The sequence below is a fragment of the Streptomyces sp. NPDC091376 genome (genome assembly GCF_044757085.1).
In the GTDB taxonomy this organism is placed as follows: Bacteria; Actinomycetota; Actinomycetes; order Streptomycetales; family Streptomycetaceae; genus Streptomyces; species Streptomyces pratisoli.
In genome coordinates this window covers 179,899-194,453 of sequence record NZ_JBIVUF010000003.1, presented here as the reverse complement: position 1 = coordinate 194,453, position 14,555 = coordinate 179,899, and the positions used below count along the sequence as shown (strand labels likewise).

The 14,555-nt window shown below is 71.9% G+C and carries 14 protein-coding genes and 6 tRNA genes; 11 read left to right on the top strand and 9 right to left on the bottom strand.

The window, feature by feature from the left end; all coding sequences use genetic code 11:
- Positions 1 to 17: 17 nt before the first annotated feature.
- The 4 genes from ACIQMR_RS08625 to ACIQMR_RS08610 all read right to left on the bottom strand — a co-directional run bounded on the left by ACIQMR_RS08625 (position 18) and on the right by ACIQMR_RS08610 (position 367).
- Positions 18 to 89: transfer RNA gene (locus ACIQMR_RS08625), tRNA-Val, on the bottom strand.
- 21 nt (positions 90 to 110) lie between these two features.
- A tRNA-Val gene (locus tag ACIQMR_RS08620) sits at positions 111 to 182 on the bottom strand.
- A 1-nt stretch (position 183) separates the two neighbouring features.
- Positions 184 to 257 (bottom strand) — tRNA-Cys (locus ACIQMR_RS08615).
- A gap of 37 nt (positions 258 to 294) precedes the next feature.
- Positions 295 to 367: transfer RNA gene (locus ACIQMR_RS08610), tRNA-Gly, on the bottom strand.
- Between the two features lie 169 nt (positions 368 to 536).
- Between ACIQMR_RS08610 and ACIQMR_RS08605 the strand changes: the two genes are divergently transcribed.
- The 3 genes from ACIQMR_RS08605 to ACIQMR_RS08595 all read left to right on the top strand — a co-directional run bounded on the left by ACIQMR_RS08605 (position 537) and on the right by ACIQMR_RS08595 (position 3,318).
- On the top strand, positions 537 to 1,586 hold the full coding sequence (locus ACIQMR_RS08605; protein WP_401384469.1) for a chorismate-binding protein: 1,050 nt from the start codon (positions 537 to 539) through the stop codon (positions 1,584 to 1,586).
- Positions 1,583 to 2,413 (top strand): aminotransferase class IV, encoded by an 831-nt coding sequence (locus ACIQMR_RS08600; RefSeq protein WP_340369083.1) that lies wholly within the window; start codon positions 1,583 to 1,585, stop codon positions 2,411 to 2,413. Before ACIQMR_RS08605 ends, ACIQMR_RS08600 begins: the two co-directional genes overlap by 4 nt.
- 65 nt (positions 2,414 to 2,478) lie before the next feature.
- Positions 2,479 to 3,318 (top strand): GNAT family N-acetyltransferase, encoded by an 840-nt coding sequence (locus tag ACIQMR_RS08595; RefSeq protein WP_401384467.1) that lies wholly within the window; start codon positions 2,479 to 2,481, stop codon positions 3,316 to 3,318.
- Here the strand turns inward: ACIQMR_RS08595 and ACIQMR_RS08590 are convergent.
- Positions 3,315 to 3,866: a DsbA family protein gene (locus ACIQMR_RS08590; RefSeq protein ID WP_401384465.1), complete on the bottom strand. Its 552-nt coding sequence runs from the start codon at positions 3,864 to 3,866 to the stop codon at positions 3,315 to 3,317. The genes ACIQMR_RS08595 and ACIQMR_RS08590 overlap by 4 nt on opposite strands.
- Positions 3,867 to 4,032: 166 nt before the next feature.
- On the opposite strand from ACIQMR_RS08590, the gene ACIQMR_RS08585 reads away from it, so the two are divergent.
- Positions 4,033 to 4,485 (top strand): hypothetical protein, encoded by a 453-nt coding sequence (locus tag ACIQMR_RS08585; RefSeq protein ID WP_401384463.1) that lies wholly within the window; start codon positions 4,033 to 4,035, stop codon positions 4,483 to 4,485.
- 119 nt (positions 4,486 to 4,604) lie between these two features.
- Complete coding sequence (locus ACIQMR_RS08580) at positions 4,605 to 4,757, top strand: hypothetical protein (protein WP_266375746.1); 153 nt, start codon at positions 4,605 to 4,607, stop codon at positions 4,755 to 4,757.
- A 23-nt stretch (positions 4,758 to 4,780) separates the two neighbouring features.
- Here the strand turns inward: ACIQMR_RS08580 and ACIQMR_RS08575 are convergent, their stop codons facing one another.
- The gene (locus ACIQMR_RS08575; RefSeq protein WP_401384460.1) at positions 4,781 to 5,338 is read right to left on the bottom strand and encodes a CGNR zinc finger domain-containing protein; all 558 of its coding nucleotides are present in this window, start codon (positions 5,336 to 5,338) and stop codon (positions 4,781 to 4,783) included.
- Positions 5,339 to 5,540: 202 nt separating this feature from the next.
- Positions 5,541 to 5,954 carry an SsgA family sporulation/cell division regulator gene (locus ACIQMR_RS08570; protein ID WP_003959770.1) on the bottom strand — a complete coding sequence of 138 codons (414 nt, stop codon included), beginning with the start codon at positions 5,952 to 5,954 and terminating at the stop codon, positions 5,541 to 5,543.
- Positions 5,955 to 6,142: 188 nt separating this feature from the next.
- Between ACIQMR_RS08570 and ACIQMR_RS08565 the strand changes: the two genes are divergently transcribed.
- Positions 6,143 to 6,598: a TIGR02611 family protein gene (locus tag ACIQMR_RS08565; protein ID WP_401384458.1), complete on the top strand. Its 456-nt coding sequence runs from the start codon at positions 6,143 to 6,145 to the stop codon at positions 6,596 to 6,598.
- Between the two features lie 75 nt (positions 6,599 to 6,673).
- Positions 6,674 to 6,748: transfer RNA gene (locus tag ACIQMR_RS08560), tRNA-Val, on the top strand.
- Between the two features lie 69 nt (positions 6,749 to 6,817).
- On the opposite strand, the gene ACIQMR_RS08555 is transcribed toward ACIQMR_RS08560, so the two are convergent.
- A complete protein-coding gene (locus ACIQMR_RS08555) occupies positions 6,818 to 9,271 on the bottom strand; it encodes an SCO7613 C-terminal domain-containing membrane protein (protein ID WP_401384457.1) in 2,454 nt (817 codons plus the stop codon).
- A 162-nt stretch (positions 9,272 to 9,433) separates the two neighbouring features.
- Between ACIQMR_RS08555 and ACIQMR_RS08550 the strand changes: the two genes are divergently transcribed.
- Positions 9,434 to 9,505: transfer RNA gene (locus tag ACIQMR_RS08550), tRNA-Val, on the top strand.
- A 122-nt stretch (positions 9,506 to 9,627) separates the two neighbouring features.
- Here the strand turns inward: ACIQMR_RS08550 and ACIQMR_RS08545 are convergent.
- A complete protein-coding gene (locus tag ACIQMR_RS08545) occupies positions 9,628 to 10,356 on the bottom strand; it encodes a 3'-5' exonuclease (protein WP_401384455.1) in 729 nt (242 codons plus the stop codon).
- Positions 10,357 to 10,528: 172 nt separating this feature from the next.
- Between ACIQMR_RS08545 and ACIQMR_RS08540 the strand changes: the two genes are divergently transcribed.
- The 3 genes from ACIQMR_RS08540 to thrS all read left to right on the top strand — a co-directional run bounded on the left by ACIQMR_RS08540 (position 10,529) and on the right by thrS (position 14,545).
- Complete coding sequence (locus ACIQMR_RS08540) at positions 10,529 to 11,092, top strand: DUF4365 domain-containing protein (RefSeq protein ID WP_266375751.1); 564 nt, start codon at positions 10,529 to 10,531, stop codon at positions 11,090 to 11,092.
- Complete coding sequence (locus tag ACIQMR_RS08535; RefSeq protein WP_401384452.1) at positions 11,089 to 12,360, top strand: hypothetical protein; 1,272 nt, start codon at positions 11,089 to 11,091, stop codon at positions 12,358 to 12,360. Before ACIQMR_RS08540 ends, ACIQMR_RS08535 begins: the two co-directional genes overlap by 4 nt.
- Positions 12,361 to 12,568: 208 nt before the next feature.
- Positions 12,569 to 14,545 carry a threonine--tRNA ligase gene (thrS, locus tag ACIQMR_RS08530; RefSeq protein WP_401384450.1) on the top strand — a complete coding sequence of 659 codons (1,977 nt, stop codon included), beginning with the start codon at positions 12,569 to 12,571 and terminating at the stop codon, positions 14,543 to 14,545.
- The last annotated feature ends 10 nt before the right edge of the window (positions 14,546 to 14,555 follow it).

Here is a 14,555-nt window from a genome sequence, read left to right as displayed (position 1 = left end):
GGGCCGTGGGTGATGCGTGCGCGATACTGGGATTGAACCAGTGACCTCTTCCGTGTCAGGGAAGCGCTCTCCCGCTGAGCTAATCGCGCGGGGGACCTTCACAGGTCCGGTGGACGATACTGGGATTGAACCAGTGACCTCTTCCGTGTCAGGGAAGCGCTCTCCCGCTGAGCTAATCGTCCTTGGAGGTGGAGACGGGATTTGAACCCGTGTAGACGGCTTTGCAGGCCGTTGCCTCGCCTCTCGGCCACTCCACCAGGAGCTGCGGGGTCTCTCGGGAAGATCCCCCACTCGAGCGGACGACGAGATTCGAACTCGCGACCCTCACCTTGGCAAGGTGATGCTCTACCAACTGAGCCACGTCCGCCTGTCGTTTCCCGGACCGCTCTCGCGTCCCGGCGACGTGTTGAACTCTAGCGGATTCCCGGGCCAGCACAAAAACGCGTTTCCGCAGCGTGCTGAGCTGTGTTCACGCCGGGTTCACTGCCGGGTGCGCGCCGCAGCGGCCGGACCGGGCCCGCCATAGACTCACAGCCGTGCACGACCTCGCTCCCATGGCCCGCTTCGGCGGCCTCGTCGCCACCGACCTCAGGGATGTCACCAGTGATCCCGAGGCCCTCGAATCGTCCGGCTTCTGGGCCGTGGCGGCGGACTTCGAAGGGCGCCTGACCTGCGCCCGCTTCGGCGATGTGCGCCCCGAGCCGGTGCCCGCCCCGGAACCGGGGCGCTGGCGCGGCCCCGCCGCCGACGACTGGACGTCCTCGCTGGACCGGGCCGCGTACACGGCGGGCGTACGCCGTATCCGTGAGTACATCGCCGCCGGCGAGGTCTACCAGGCCAATCTCTGCCGCGTCCTGTCGGCGCCGCTGCCGGACCCCGACGCCGCCGACACCGACGCCCTGACCGCGCTGCTCGCGCGCGGCAACCCCGCCCCGTACGCGGGAACGATCAGGCTGCCCGCGCACGGAGTGGAGATCGCCACCGCCTCGCCCGAGCTCTATCTGCGCCGCGACGGACGCACGGTCGTGTCCGGGCCGATCAAGGGCACCGGACGGACGGCCGCCGATCTGCTGGAGAAGGACCACGCCGAGAACGTGATGATCGTGGACCTGGTCCGCAACGACCTGGGGCGGGTCTGCGCCACCGGGACCGTGACCGTCCCGGCGCTGTGTGCCGTCGAGTCCCACCCAGGCCTGTTCCACCTCGTGTCCACGGTCCGGGGCGAGCTCGGGCCAGGTGCGGGCTGGCGAGAGCTCCTGGACGCCACCTTCCCGCCCGGCTCGGTCACCGGCGCTCCCAAGTCGAGCGCCCTGCGGATCATCGCGGAGCTGGAGACGGCGCCCCGCGGCCCCTACTGCGGCGGCATCGGCTGGGTGGACGCCGACCGCGGCACCGGCGAGCTGGCCGTCGGCATACGCACCTTCTGGATGGACCGAGCCGACGGACTGCTGCGCTTCGGCACCGGCGCCGGGATCACCTGGGGCTCCGACCCCGAGAGGGAGTGGGACGAGACCGAACTGAAGGCGTCCCGGCTGCTCGCGGTAGCGTCGGGAACGTACGCGCAAAGTGGAAGGACCGTGTCATGAGGATCTGGGTCAACGGCGGACTGCGGGACGCCGACACCGCCCTGGTTTCCGTGTTCGACCACGGCCTGACCGTGGGCGACGGCATCTTCGAGACCGTCAAGGCGACCGAGGGCCGCCCCTTCGCCCTCACCCTGCATCTCGACCGGCTCACCCGCTCGGCCCGCGGCCTCGGCCTGCCCGACCCGGACCACGACGAGGTGCGCCGCGCGTGTGAGGCCGTCCTGGAAGCGAATCCGATGCCGTTCGGCCGGCTGCGGATCACCTACACAGGAGGGCTGTCGCCGCTCGGCTCCGACCGCGGCGACAAGGGCCCGACGCTCGTGGTCGCGCTCGCCGAGGCCAGGCGGCGACCCGACACCACCGCCGTGATCACCGTGCCGTGGACCCGCAACGAACGCGGTGCGCTGACCGGGCTGAAGACCACCTCGTACGCCGAGAACGTGGTGGCCCTCGCCCGCGCCCATGAGCAGGGCGCCTCCGAGGCCATCTTCGCCAACACCGTGGGACAGCTCTGCGAGGGCACCGGCTCCAACATCTTCGTCGTCCTCGACGGCCAGCTGTACACCCCGCCGGTCTCCTCGGGCTGCCTCGCCGGGATCACCCGTGCGCTGACCGCGGCCTGGACGGGGGCGCTGGAGGCGGACCTGCCGATGGACGCGCTGGACCGTGCCGAGGAGATCTTCCTGACCTCCTCCACCCGCGACGTCCAGGCCGTGCACCGCGTCGACGGCCGTGAGCTGACCTCCGCGCCCGGTCCGCTGACCGCCAAGGCCATGCGGATCTTCGACGAGCACTCCGCGGCGGACCCGGATCCGCGGTCCGTGTGACCCGTGACCCGTGATCCTTGCGAAACGTCGTGACGGGCGGCCGCAGGGCAGGTAGAACACCCCTGATGACCACCACCCTGCGGCCGTCCGGGCCGCTCCGGCACGAAGCCGACGACGTCATGTCACGCAGCTACGACGTCTGCGTCAACGGCAGGCCCGTGGGCGCCGTGGCGCTGGCCAGGGACCCGGCGGCGGGCCCTTCGACCGGCGTCGTGCGCTCGCTGCTGATCGACGACGGCGACCGGCGGCGCGGCCGGGGTACGGTCGCGGCGCTTGCGGCCGAGGAGGTGCTGCGCGGCTGGGGCTGTACGCGGATCGTGACCGTGGTCCCCGCGGAGGCCGCCGCCGCACTGCGGCTGGCCGGGGCGCTCTGCTACACCGAGAGCGGCCGCACCCTGCTGAAGGAGGTGCCGGCCGATCCCCCCGTGCTCCCCGAGGGCGTCGCGAGCCGGCCCCTGACGGAGGCCGAGTTCCCCGGCTGGCGGACCGGCGCGGTCGAGCGGTACGCCCGGAGCTGGATCACCCGGGGCCTGCCCGAGGACCGGGCACGCGCCAGATCCGAGTCCGACCACGACGAGAAGCTGCCCGACGGCCCCGCGACCCCCGGTGTGTGGCTGCGCGCCCTGGTCGCCGGGGGAACGGTCGTGGGCCACATCTGGATCGCCGAGCGCGAGATGCGCCCGGGGGAGCGGGGTGCGTACGTGTACGACGTCCAGGTCGCCGAGGAGCACCGGGGCCGGGGCCACGGGCGGGCGCTGCTGCTGACCGCCGAGCAGGTGGCGGGGGCCGCCGGGGCGTCGGTGCTCGCCCTGCACGTCCTCACCGGGAACACGCCGGCGGTCGCCCTCTACGCCTCACTCGGCTACCGGACCACCCACCACCACTTCGCCAAGCCGCTGCTCTAGATCCCGGTCGGATTCCCGGTCCCGGTCCCGGCGTCACCGCGCTCCGCGAGGAGCCGGTCGGCGATCTCCTCGACGCGCTCGCGCAGGCCCTCCTGGCTCTTGCCGCCGTCGAGCCGCTCACCACCGATGACATACGTCGGGGTGCCGGTGACACCGATCGCCTTGCCCTCGGCCTGGTCGGCGTCGATGATCAGGATGTGCCGCCCGTCGATCAGGGCCGTGTCGAACTCCTCGGCGTCCAGGCCGAGTTCACGCGCGGTCTCGACGAGGAACGGCTCGCCCTTGCGGTCCAGTTCCTCGACCCGGCCGAGCACCGCCTCCACGAACGCCCAGTCCTTGCCCTGGACCGCGGCCTCCTCCGCCGCCTGTGCGGCCGCGAAGGAGTGCTTGTGCTTCTCCAGCGGGAAGTGGCGCAGCCGCGTCTGAAGCCGGTCGCCGTAGCGGGCGCGCAGGGCGTGCAGGTCGGAGAGGGCGGCGCGGCAGTCGGGGCACTGCAGCTCGCACCAGACGTCCAGGACGACGGGGCCCGCGGGGGAGGAGTCACTCATGGGACCAGTCTTCCAGCCGTGCCGCCCGCGCCCCAATCCGGACCTGCTCGGACCTGGGGAGGAGGGCGCCCCGGAGATCTCCCTGAGGTGCGCAGCGAGCGTGGCCCCCGGGCCGTCGGCCGGTGCAGGATGGAAGGTAACTGTTGTCACGGGCCTGGAGGACCGGATGCTTGCCGAGACCATTTGTTCCGCGGTGTCCGCGGCCGGGCTGGGCATCGCCGCCATCGCGGCGTACCGGAAGCGCTTCCTGACGGCGGCCCGGATCGCCGCGTACGCGCTGGTTCCGCTCGGGCTCGTCCTGACCGGCGTCGTCGAATGGGCGGCCGGTACGGTCTTCAGCCCCATGGCCTGGGTGGGCGTGGGCGTGCTCGGGGCCGCGTGGGGGCTGTTCATGACCACACGGGCCGTGGAGCGGCGCAGGCTGGGCAAGGCGGCGGCCATCACGGACGGCTCACGCCCCGGCGCGGTCGCCCCGTCCACCGCGGCCCCCGCCCTCGGCAAGGCCGGCCGTCCTGCCGCGGCACAGCCCCGGCCGAAGGCGAAGGGCAAGCAGCAGGCCGCCGAACCGGGCGAGGACTTCAGCGACATCGAGGCGATCCTGAAGAAGCACGGCATCTGAGGCGGCGAGCCGCCGCGGGGGCTTCCACGGAACGGGTCCACGGGATGGGATGAACTCCCGCGGTCTTCACGCGTGTTGGTCGATCACGGGGGCCGGTGCTGCGTCATCATCACCCCGAGATGCTGGATACCTCCCGGGGCCAGGCCCCCGCCCCCGCCGACGAGCCGCGTGGCTGCCTCTTCGCGCTCTCCCAGCCGCCCCTGATGATCTTCCTCGGGGTGATCGGCTTCCTTCTGCTCATGGCAGCGGTCCACGACCTCTTTCTGCTGTGAGCCCCCGGTGAACGACGTGAACCTCAGCCGGCCGCTTCCTTGCGGCGTGCCCGGTAGGCGGCGACGTGCAGCCGGTTTCCGCAGGTGCGGCTGTCGCAGTAGCGGCGCGAGCGATTGCGGGACAGATCGACGAAGGCGCGCCCGCAGCCCGGCGCCTCGCAGCGTCGCAGCCGCTCGTGCTCGCCCGCCACGATCATGAACGCCAGCGCCATGCCGCAGTCGGCCGCGAGATGCTCGGCGACCGAGGCGCCCGGGGCGAAGTAGTGGACGTGCCAGTCGTAGCCGTCGTGATCCGTCAGCTGCGGAGTGGTTCCGGCCGAGGCCACGAGCTGGTTGATCATCTCGGCCGCGGTGCGGGCGTCCGTGGCCGCGAACACGTCCGTGAACCGGTCCCGCACCTCGCGTACGGCGTTCAGGTCGTGCTCGCCCAGCTCGCCCACGTCGCTGATGTTGTAGTTCTGCACGAACGCGTACAGCGCCGGGAGGTCCTCGAGTCCGTCGCCGTGGTCGCCCTCGGGCGTGGTGTTCATCAGATCGACGACGATGTCGAGGGCGATGCGGGTGTCGTGGGGGATCAGCACGATTCGCTCCCTGGCCTGCTGCGGGCGGGCGCCCGCCGAATTGCGCTGACTCTAGCCGGTCACCGTGAAACGCGACGGCGCCGTCTTCGCGGTGGATTCCGCGACGACGGCGCCGGAGCGTGCCGTATGTGGTTGTCCGTGTCCGCGCGGTGCCGTCTCCCCGAGTCGGACGGCGCCGAGCTGCCCTCGGCCTGGTGTCAGTTCAGCTTTCGGCCAGGATGTGCGAGAGCTCCGTATCGAGATCGAAATGACGATGCTCGGTGCCGGGTGGCACCGCGGCGTCCGTCCGCTTCAGGAACGACTCCAGGGCCCGCGCCGGGGCCTCGAGCAGGGCTTCGCCCTCCGGAGAGCTCAGAGCGATGCAGACGACGCCTTGGCCATGACTGCGCGACGGCCAGACTCTGACGTCGCCGGTTCCCGTGGGTCGATGAAGACCCTCGGCGAGAAGATCGCGGGCGAACACCCATTCGACCGTCTCTTCGGCTCCGGTGTGGAAGGTGGCGTGCACGGCATAAGGATCGGCCGTGTCATACCGCAGGCCCGCGGGTACAGGCAGTGATGACTCGCTCGATACAACGAGGCGCAGGTGCAGCTCGCAGCTGACCGTGGTGTTCATAAGCGCCAGGGCCTTTCGCTCAGTGTGCGCTCGGGGATTCGCACGTCGGCGAAATCGACATGCCACCTACGGTGCCGTTGTAAACCCCTCTGTCTGTTTTGTGATCCTTGAGGTACCCCGTACGGAGGAGTCTCACGTACGACTGTGCGGTCATTCCGGACAGCCATTTCGTCGGGTACTTTGGGCTTATGAATGCGGAGAGTGACGAGCGGAAGGTGGCCGCCACGGTGGTCCCGGATTCCGCCACGGGGGATGTGACCGCACCCGCCGAGCAGCCACTGGGCTCACGGGCGCCCGAGTTCGTGAAGGCGCGCCGGACGCTGCATCTCAGCTGGCAGGTCGGTGTATTCATCATCGGCCTCGCCGTGGTCGTGGCCGGCGTGATCATGCTGCCGCTGCCCGGGCCGGGCTGGCTGGTGATCTTCGGCGGTATGGCGATCTGGGCCACGGAGTTCGTCTGGGCGCAGCTCGTGCTGCGCTGGACGAAACGCAAAGTGACCGAGGCGGCGCAGCGCGCGCTCGACCCCAAGGTGCGCCGGCGCAACATCATCCTGACGTCCATCGGTCTGGTGATCGTCGCGGTGCTGCTCGCGATCTACGTCTGGAAGTTCGGGATCGTCATGCCCTGGAAGATCGACGAGTGACCTCGGGCCGCCTCGGGGCGGCGTCCGGGTGGTCATGGACCACCGCTGACATCGGGTAATGTGTGCGTTGCGCCCGGGCGATTAGCTCAGTGGGAGAGCGCTTCGTTCACACCGAAGAGGTCACTGGTTCGAACCCAGTATCGCCCACCACCCGGACCGAAGGCCCCGGAGACCGAGAGTCTCCGGGGCCTTCGGCATTCACCCGTTCGGCGGTACGGGTCAGCGCATCCGGCCCAGGCCGTCCCGCAGCCTGCGGGCGTCGCGCAGCCGCTGCTCGTACGTCGCTCCGACGGCCAGCAGCAGGAGCCCCGCGAGTGCGGGCGGCAGCCACCGGGGCAGTGCGTCGACGACCTGGACGACGTACGGTGCGAGTTCGTGCAGTGTGTCCAGGGCGAGCGTCAGCCCGCCGAGGACCAGCGGGGCCTGCAGCCGCAGCCGGGCACCGGCCAGGGTCACCGCGAGCGCGGCCAGTCCCAGGAGCAGCGGACGCAGCCAGTGCGTGTCGCCCCAGGCCGCGAAGAGGCTGGGCACCAGGGTCGCGGTCAGCCCCGGACCGTACGCGCTCCAGGAGGACGCCTGCGGGTCCCGCCGGCGCCGCAGCGCGCCGACGGCGAGTGCGGGGACGGTCACCGGCAGGGTGTACGCCTCGGGCCACTCCACTCCCGAGGCGGCGAGCCGCACCCAGGTCGCCGCCACGAACAGCACCGCGGCGAGATACCCGGCGGCGGGCCTGCGCTCGGCCCGGACCGACGTACCCGCGGCGATGACGCCCGCGAGGGCGAGCACCAGGGCCAGCGTGGGCGTGTGCGGCACCGCCAGGGCGATGGCGAGCAGCCCCGCGACGGCGGCCGTTGCCTCGACCGGCAGCGCGACCGGATGCCGGCCGAGCCGAGCCCCGAGCAGCGCGGCGGCCGCGGGTACGGCGAGCAGCGCGATCGCGACCTGGTGCGCCGGGAGTCCCGCGGCGGCCGCGGCGGCCGCCACGAGCCCCGCCGTGCCCACCACCGCACCACAGGCGACCACGGCCCGCGGCAGGCCGCGCCCGAGCAGCGCTGCCGCCACGTTCACGGCCACCAGCACCCCGAGCACGGCGAACGTCGCGGGCCGCGTGGCCAGACCGAGCACCGCGGCGCTCGTCCCGGACGCCAGGCCGCACGCGAGCGCGATCCCGGCGAACGCGCCGGGCGGGGTTCCCAGGGCTCCCGCAGGCGCTGCTGCTTCTGCGGTTCCCGCGGTTCCCGCTGCTCCGGCGTCCGCCGAGGTTCCGGTGGCCTCAGCGGTGCGCGGCGGGCGGACCGCCAGGGCCAGCGCCGCCGTGGCCGTCAGGAGCTGGAGCACCAGCGTCGGGGCGTAGGACAGCGAAAGGGCCGTCGGGACGGCGACCGCGGCCGACCAGGCCAGAGCGAGGGCCGCGCAGTCGGCGGTGGTACGCGGGAGGGCGAGGGCCGGGAGGAGGCGCGGCGCCGCCCAGAGCACCACGGCCACCGTGGCCGCCACCACGGGCACGGCGACCGTGCCCCACAGGGCCACGTCCTGGGCAGGGGCGCCGGACCAGACGTCTTCGAGGACGGCGGCGGGGCGCAGCAGCGTGAGGACCACGGCCGGAGCGGCCCAGATCGCCGAGGCGGCGTGAACGGCGCCCGAGGCGTACGCGAGCCCGGTGCGCACACCGTGCGGTGCGCGGGTCCGTACGGCGGCGAGCAGGGCGACGGCGCACAGCAGATACGCGGGCACGGCCCACTCCGCGGGCAGCGCGGCGCGGAGCACGCCGCCGACGCCCGCGACCGAGGCCAGGCCGGCCACCATGGCGGTCGCCGGCGCGGACGCCGGCGCGCGCCATGCCGCGCACAGGGCCAGGCCCGCGGCGGCGAGCAGCAGCAGTGCCGGTTCCACCGCGAGGGACGGGCTGTGCGCCGACACCGACAGCCAGCCGCCGGTCAGCAGCGACCAGCCGCCCGTCGTCACGGCACCCAGGATCCCGAGCACCCGGACGTCCGTCCGCTTCGCGACGAGCGCGATCGCGACGTCGAGGGCGGCGGTGGCCAGCGTCGCCCACGCGGTGACCCAGAGGCTCGAACCGGTCGCCACGGCCCACAACGGCAGCGGGAACTGCGCGGCGACGACGGCGGCCGGCACCGGCAGGCGCAGCGTGCCGAGGGCGGGTCCGTACCCGGCCCACAGCGCGGCGAGCACGCCTGACGCGACGGCCGCATACGCCCCGGGATGCGTGCCGGGGAACGCCACGCGGTGCAGCGCGTACGCGTCGAGCACGGTCAGGAGCAGTCCGAGCGCCGCCACCGACTCCGCGGTGGAGACGAGCCCCCGGCGCAGCAACACGGCCGGCGTCGCCAGGGCGGTGACGGTGACGGCGCCCAGCACGAGCGCGCGTCCACCGATGCCCAGGTGGCCCCAGCTGACCAGGGTGAAGGCGATCGCGGCGACCGCCAGCAGGATGCCCCCGAGCGTGAGCAGGACGTTCTGCGCGCTCGGCGGTGAGGTCTCGGCGCCCGGCCGCGCCGTCCGTGCGGGATCCGCCGGGGCCGCGCCGACGGGTCGAACCGTCTGCAGCAGCCAGCCCCTGCGGGCAAGCAACTGGGCACGCCTGGCATCGAGTTGAGCCAGCTCGCGGTCGATGAGCCGTAGCTCCTCGGCGGGTGGCGGTACGTTCTCCATGGCGTGGAGTGTGGCGCGGGCCACAGGCCCCCGGAATGGGCGCGGATACTCAGATCGGATACTCGGATCGGAGTGAGTACGGCCGGTCCGCGCCCACCTCGTGGGGAGCCGCGGAGAGTTTGAAGGAAACCCGCCGGTACCTGTATGGTTCAGTGCGTTCCCGGGCGATTAGCTCAGTGGGAGAGCGCTTCGTTCACACCGAAGAGGTCACTGGTTCGAACCCAGTATCGCCCACCGGGAGAGGCCGGTCCGTCTGTTGACGGACCGGCCTCACGCGTTTCGGCTGACGGCCCGTTGTGCGCCGGCCGTTCTAGAGCCCGGGTCCGGGTGCCCGCCGGGCGCCCGGACCCGAGGACTCACGCCGCCCGCGCCGGAATTTCCGGCCGCAGCGGCCACGCCGGATCCACCGACTCCTCCGAACCGTTGCGCGCGAACCAGGCCTGGAGCCCCCGCGCCTGCGCCGCGTGCCACACGGCCTGCAGAGTGTGCAGCTCCGCCGGGGACAGCCGCTCCAGGCGTGCGGCGAACCGCTGCCCCACCGCCCGTACGACCTCCATGGCGGCGACCGCGTCGGCGGCCGCGTCATGCGCGCCCTGCAACTCGACCCCGTACTGCTCACACAGGTCCGTGAGGGTGCGACGGCCCTTGCGGTAACGGTCCAGATGCTTGTCCAGGACCCGCGGGTCCAGAACGCACATCGGCACGTTCTCCAGATAGCGCGCCAGCGACGAGGCGCGATGGCGGCGCAGTTCGCGGTCCAGCAGGGTCAGATCGAACGGCGCGTTCATCACCACGATCGGCCGGCCCGCCGCGGACTGCTCGGCCAGTGCCCGGCCTATCTCCTCCATCACCGGCGCCGGCCAACGGCCGTTGCGCTGGAGATGCTCCTCCGTCAGACCGTGCACCGCCGTTGCCTCGGCGGGTACCGGAATGCCCGGATTGACCAGCCAGCCGGTGACGCGCACGCGTCCACCCGGCGAATCCTGGACGACGAGCGCGGCGGAGACCATCCGGTCCTGCTCGACGTCCACTCCAGTTGTCTCGGTGTCAAATGCGGCCAGGGGCCCTTCATACCAGCGCGTCATCCCCGAACTCCTCGCCCGTGCCGGGCAGATGGTCAGATCCCCCTGCCCGAATCGGTGATACCCGCGCCGTTTGCGCAGTACGCAGAGGGGTGACAACACAGGTGACGGGGCGCGAGGTTGACGCCCCGTTGTGGGGACAATCATCGGCACAGCCCGGAAGGCAGACGGAGCCATGGCGCTCGCGCAGCCCGAACCGGGTGCGCTGCCCGAGCGGACCGTACCGCTGCGCGGAGCACTCGCCACCACCGCCTGCATGGAGACCCTCCAGGTGGGGTATCTCCATGCCGTCGCGGCCGCCGCCGGCTGCTCACTGTCCCAGCCGTTCCCGGACAACGGGATCGACTGGCACGTCAGCCACAGCGCGCCCGGACACACCGTCGACGACGAAGTCACCATCAAGGTGCAGCTGAAGGCCACCTACCAGCTCGCGCCGCATCCGCCGGGACCGGCGTTCTCCTTCACCCTCGACAACGAGCACCTGGTGAAGCTGGCCCGCACACCCGTGTCGGTGCACAAGATCCTGGTCGTCATGATCGTCCCGAGGACCCAGGACGAGTGGCTGCGGGCCAGCCACGACCGGCTGGACCTGCGGCACTGCTGCTACTGGACCAACCTGGCCGGCCACCCGGTGACGGGCCGGCGCAGGACCACCGTGCGCGTCCCGACCTCTCGCATCTTCGACGACCGGGCGCTGTGCGAGATCATGACCCGCGTCGGGACGGGAGGGAAACCGTGACGCACCGCCCGATCGACGAGCCCGTGCCGCCGTCCGCCGGCTCGCGCCCGCTCGCCCACCCGCACCCCCTTCCGCTCCCGCTCCCCGACGACGTGCCGCCGCCCTGGTACGGCAGCGAGGGGCCCGACCCCGCCCATGTCGATCCCCTCGTACTGGGGGCGCTGCTCGACCGGCACGGCTGGCGGCGGCGCGGCGGAGCGGCCGGGCGCTACGCCCGCTGGACGCCGCCCGGTCCCGCCGCCGGCCGCACCAGCCTGCTCGTCCCGGAGAGCCGGGCCTTCCCCGACTGCGAGGACCTGCTGGGCGAGGCGCTCACCGCTCTCGCCCGCTCCGCCGCGCCCTCCGCCCGTGAGGTGCTCGTCGGGCTCGCCGTCCCCAGCGACGAGATCCGCTGGTGGCGGGACGTCCCGCAGGGCCCCTCGGGTGCGGCGGCCTGGGCCGTCCAGGAACAACTGCGGTCAGCGGCGCGGCAACTGCTGCTCGCGGGTGCGCTCGCCGCACGAGGGCGGGCCGGGTACTACGGGGCGCGGCACCGCCGCCAGGCGCAGGCGACGCTGGAGGGCGTGCTGGTGGGGCCGGCTCCGGGGGGCCGTGGGCTCACCGCCTTCGTGCCTGCCGACTCCGGCCGCTCCGTCGTCGTAAGGCTTCACCACGCCCTGCACGCCACCCGCGAGGCCGTCGACTACCAGCGGGCCACCGGCGGGATGGAGGCCTTCGACACCGCCGTCGAGGCCGGTGTCAGCCGCGAGCTGACCGAGGCCCTCGTCGCCCTGGTGCGCGGCTCCGAAGGCGCCCGGATCGCGCTGGCCTGGTCGCCGGCGCTCGGGGTGCCGGACGGGTGCGCAGCGCGCCCCGAGGCCGTGGAGTTCTCCCCGGGCGATCTGCCGGCGCTGCGCGAGGCCGGTGCCCGGCTGCTGCGGGACGAGCCGTCGGTACCCGTCCGCATCACCGGCACGGTGGTCCGGATGCGCCGCTCCGGCCCGCGCGGCGAGGGCACGGTCCGGCTGCGGGTGCTCGCGGGCGCGGAGGTGCCGCACGTCCGGGCGGTCCTCGACGAGGAGTCGTACCGCACGGCCGGCCACGCGCACCTGGTGGGCCTGCCCATCCGGGTCATCGGCCGGCTGGAGAGCCGTGGCGGGTTCCGGAGGCTCTCCGACGCGACGGGTGTCGTTCCGGTCCAGGTGGACGAGGCGGAGCGGGACCGTCTGATGAAGGCGCTCCACGAGAACCTCGACTTCTTCGAGGACGCCTGCGGAGGCGAGGACTGACCGGGACGGGCGGTGCCCCGTAGCGCCGTGACCCGGCCGGAGGCCGTGGCGGGATGGGGAGGGCAGTGGGTGAAGCCCGCCGCAGGCGCCCGCCCGGCCCGGTCCGCGCCGCGAGAACCGTTTCGCGAGGCAGGCGTGCGGCTCGGTAGCATGACGTATTGCGTGCGCAAGATGTCAGCGCGTGCTTCCCACCAGACAGGAGAGACCGGTGTCAGACGTCCGTGTGATCATCCAACGCGATTCCGAGCGGGAAGAGCGCGTGGTGACCACGGGCACCACGGCAGCCGAGCTCTTCCCCGGCGAGCGCACCGTCATCGCCGCGCGCGTCGCCGGTGAGCTGAAGGACCTCGCGTACGAGGTGCGGGACGGCGACGCCGTCGAGCCCGTCGAGATCTCCTCCGAGGACGGCCTCAGCATCCTGCGCCACTCCACCGCGCACGTGATGGCGCAGGCCGTGCAGGAGCTGTTCCCCGAGGCCAAGCTCGGCATCGGCCCGCCGGTCCGGGACGGCTTCTACTACGACTTCGACGTCGAGAAGCCGTTCACGCCCGAGGACCTCAAGGCCGTCGAGAAGAAGATGCAGGAGATCCAGAAGCGCGGCCAGCGCTTCTCGCGGCGCGTCGTCACCGACGAGGCCGCCCGCGAGGAGCTCGCGGACGAGCCGTACAAGCTGGAGCTCATCGGCATCAAGGGTTCCGCCTCGCACGACGACGGCGCGGACGTCGAGGTGGGCGCCGGCGAGCTGACGATCTACGACAACCTGGACGCCAAGACCGGTGAGCTGTGCTGGAAGGACCTCTGCCGTGGTCCCCACCTGCCCACCACCCGCAACATCCCGGCGTTCAAGCTCATGCGCAACGCGGCCGCCTACTGGCGTGGCAGCGAGAAGAACCCGATGCTGCAGCGCATCTACGGCACCGCCTGGCCGTCCAAGGAGGAGCTGAAGGCCCACCTGGACTTCCTCGCCGAGGCCGAGAAGCGCGACCACCGCAAGCTGGGCAACGAGCTGGACCTCTTCTCGTTCCCCGACGAGGTCGGCTCCGGGCTCGCCGTCTTCCACCCCAAGGGCGGTGTCATCCGCCGGGTCATGGAGGACTACTCGCGCAAGCGCCACGAGGAGCACGGCTACGAGTTCGTGTACTCGCCGCACGCGACCAAGGGCAAGCTGTTCGAGAAGTCGGGCCACCTGGACTGGTACGCCGAGGGCATGTACCCCCCCATGCAGCTCGACGAGGGCGTGGACTACTACCTCAAGCCCATGAACTGCCCGATGCACAACCTGATCTTCGACGCGCGCGGCCGCTCCTACCGTGAACTGCCGCTGCGCCTCTTCGAGTTCGGCACCGTGTACCGGTACGAGAAGTCGGGCGTCGTGCACGGTCTGACCCGGGCCCGCGGCTTCACCCAGGACGACGCGCACATCTACTGCACCAAGGAGCAGATGGCGGAGGAGCTGGACTCCACCCTCACCTTCGTCCTGGACCTGCTGCGTGACTACGGTCTGACCGACTTCTACCTGGAACTGTCCACCAAGGACCCGAACAAGTTCGTCGGCTCCGACGAGGTCTGGGAGGAGGCCACCGAGGTGCTGCGGCAGGTGGCCGAGAAGCAGGGCCTCCCGCTCACCCCCGACCCGGGCGGCGCGGCCTTCTACGGTCCGAAGATCTCCGTCCAGGCGAAGGACGCGATCGGCCGTACCTGGCAGATGTCGACGGTCCAGCTCGACTTCAACCTGCCGGAGCGCTTCGACCTGGAGTACACCGGCCCCGACGGCACCAAGCAGCGTCCCGTCATGATCCACCGGGCGCTGTTCGGCTCCATCGAGCGCTTCTTCGCGGTGCTGCTCGAGCACTACGCGGGTGCGTTCCCGGCCTGGCTGGCGCCGGTCCAGGCGCTCGGCATCCCGATCGGCGACGCCCACGTCCCGTATCTGCAGGAGTTCGCCGCCACGGCGAGGAAGCAGGGCCTGCGCGTCGAGGTCGACGCCTCCTCCGACCGGATGCAGAAGAAGATCCGCAACGCCCAGAAGCAGAAGGTGCCCTTCATGGTCATCGCGGGCGACGAGGACATGGAGAACGGAGCGGTGTCGTTCCGCTACCGCGACGGTTCGCAGGAGAACGGCATCCCGGTCGCCGAGGCCATCGCCAAGATCGCGAAGGTCGTCGAGGAGCGCACCCACATGTGAGGCGGTTCCT

Coding starts and splice junctions, on each gene's coding strand:
- ACIQMR_RS08600 (WP_340369083.1), top strand. CDS start 1,583: ATGAGGATCTGGGTCAACGGCGGACTGCGGGACGCCGACACCGCCCTG.
- ACIQMR_RS08595 (WP_401384467.1), top strand. CDS start 2,479: ATGACCACCACCCTGCGGCCGTCCGGGCCGCTCCGGCACGAAGCCGAC.
- ACIQMR_RS08590 (WP_401384465.1), bottom strand. CDS start 3,866: ATGAGTGACTCCTCCCCCGCGGGCCCCGTCGTCCTGGACGTCTGGTGC.
- ACIQMR_RS08585 (WP_401384463.1), top strand. CDS start 4,033: ATGCTTGCCGAGACCATTTGTTCCGCGGTGTCCGCGGCCGGGCTGGGC.
- ACIQMR_RS08580 (WP_266375746.1), top strand. CDS start 4,605: ATGCTGGATACCTCCCGGGGCCAGGCCCCCGCCCCCGCCGACGAGCCG.
- ACIQMR_RS08570 (WP_003959770.1), bottom strand. CDS start 5,954: ATGAACACCACGGTCAGCTGCGAGCTGCACCTGCGCCTCGTTGTATCG.
- ACIQMR_RS08565 (WP_401384458.1), top strand. CDS start 6,143: ATGAATGCGGAGAGTGACGAGCGGAAGGTGGCCGCCACGGTGGTCCCG.
- ACIQMR_RS08555 (WP_401384457.1), bottom strand. CDS start 9,271: ATGGAGAACGTACCGCCACCCGCCGAGGAGCTACGGCTCATCGACCGC.
- ACIQMR_RS08545 (WP_401384455.1), bottom strand. CDS start 10,356: ATGACGCGCTGGTATGAAGGGCCCCTGGCCGCATTTGACACCGAGACA.
- ACIQMR_RS08540 (WP_266375751.1), top strand. CDS start 10,529: ATGGCGCTCGCGCAGCCCGAACCGGGTGCGCTGCCCGAGCGGACCGTA.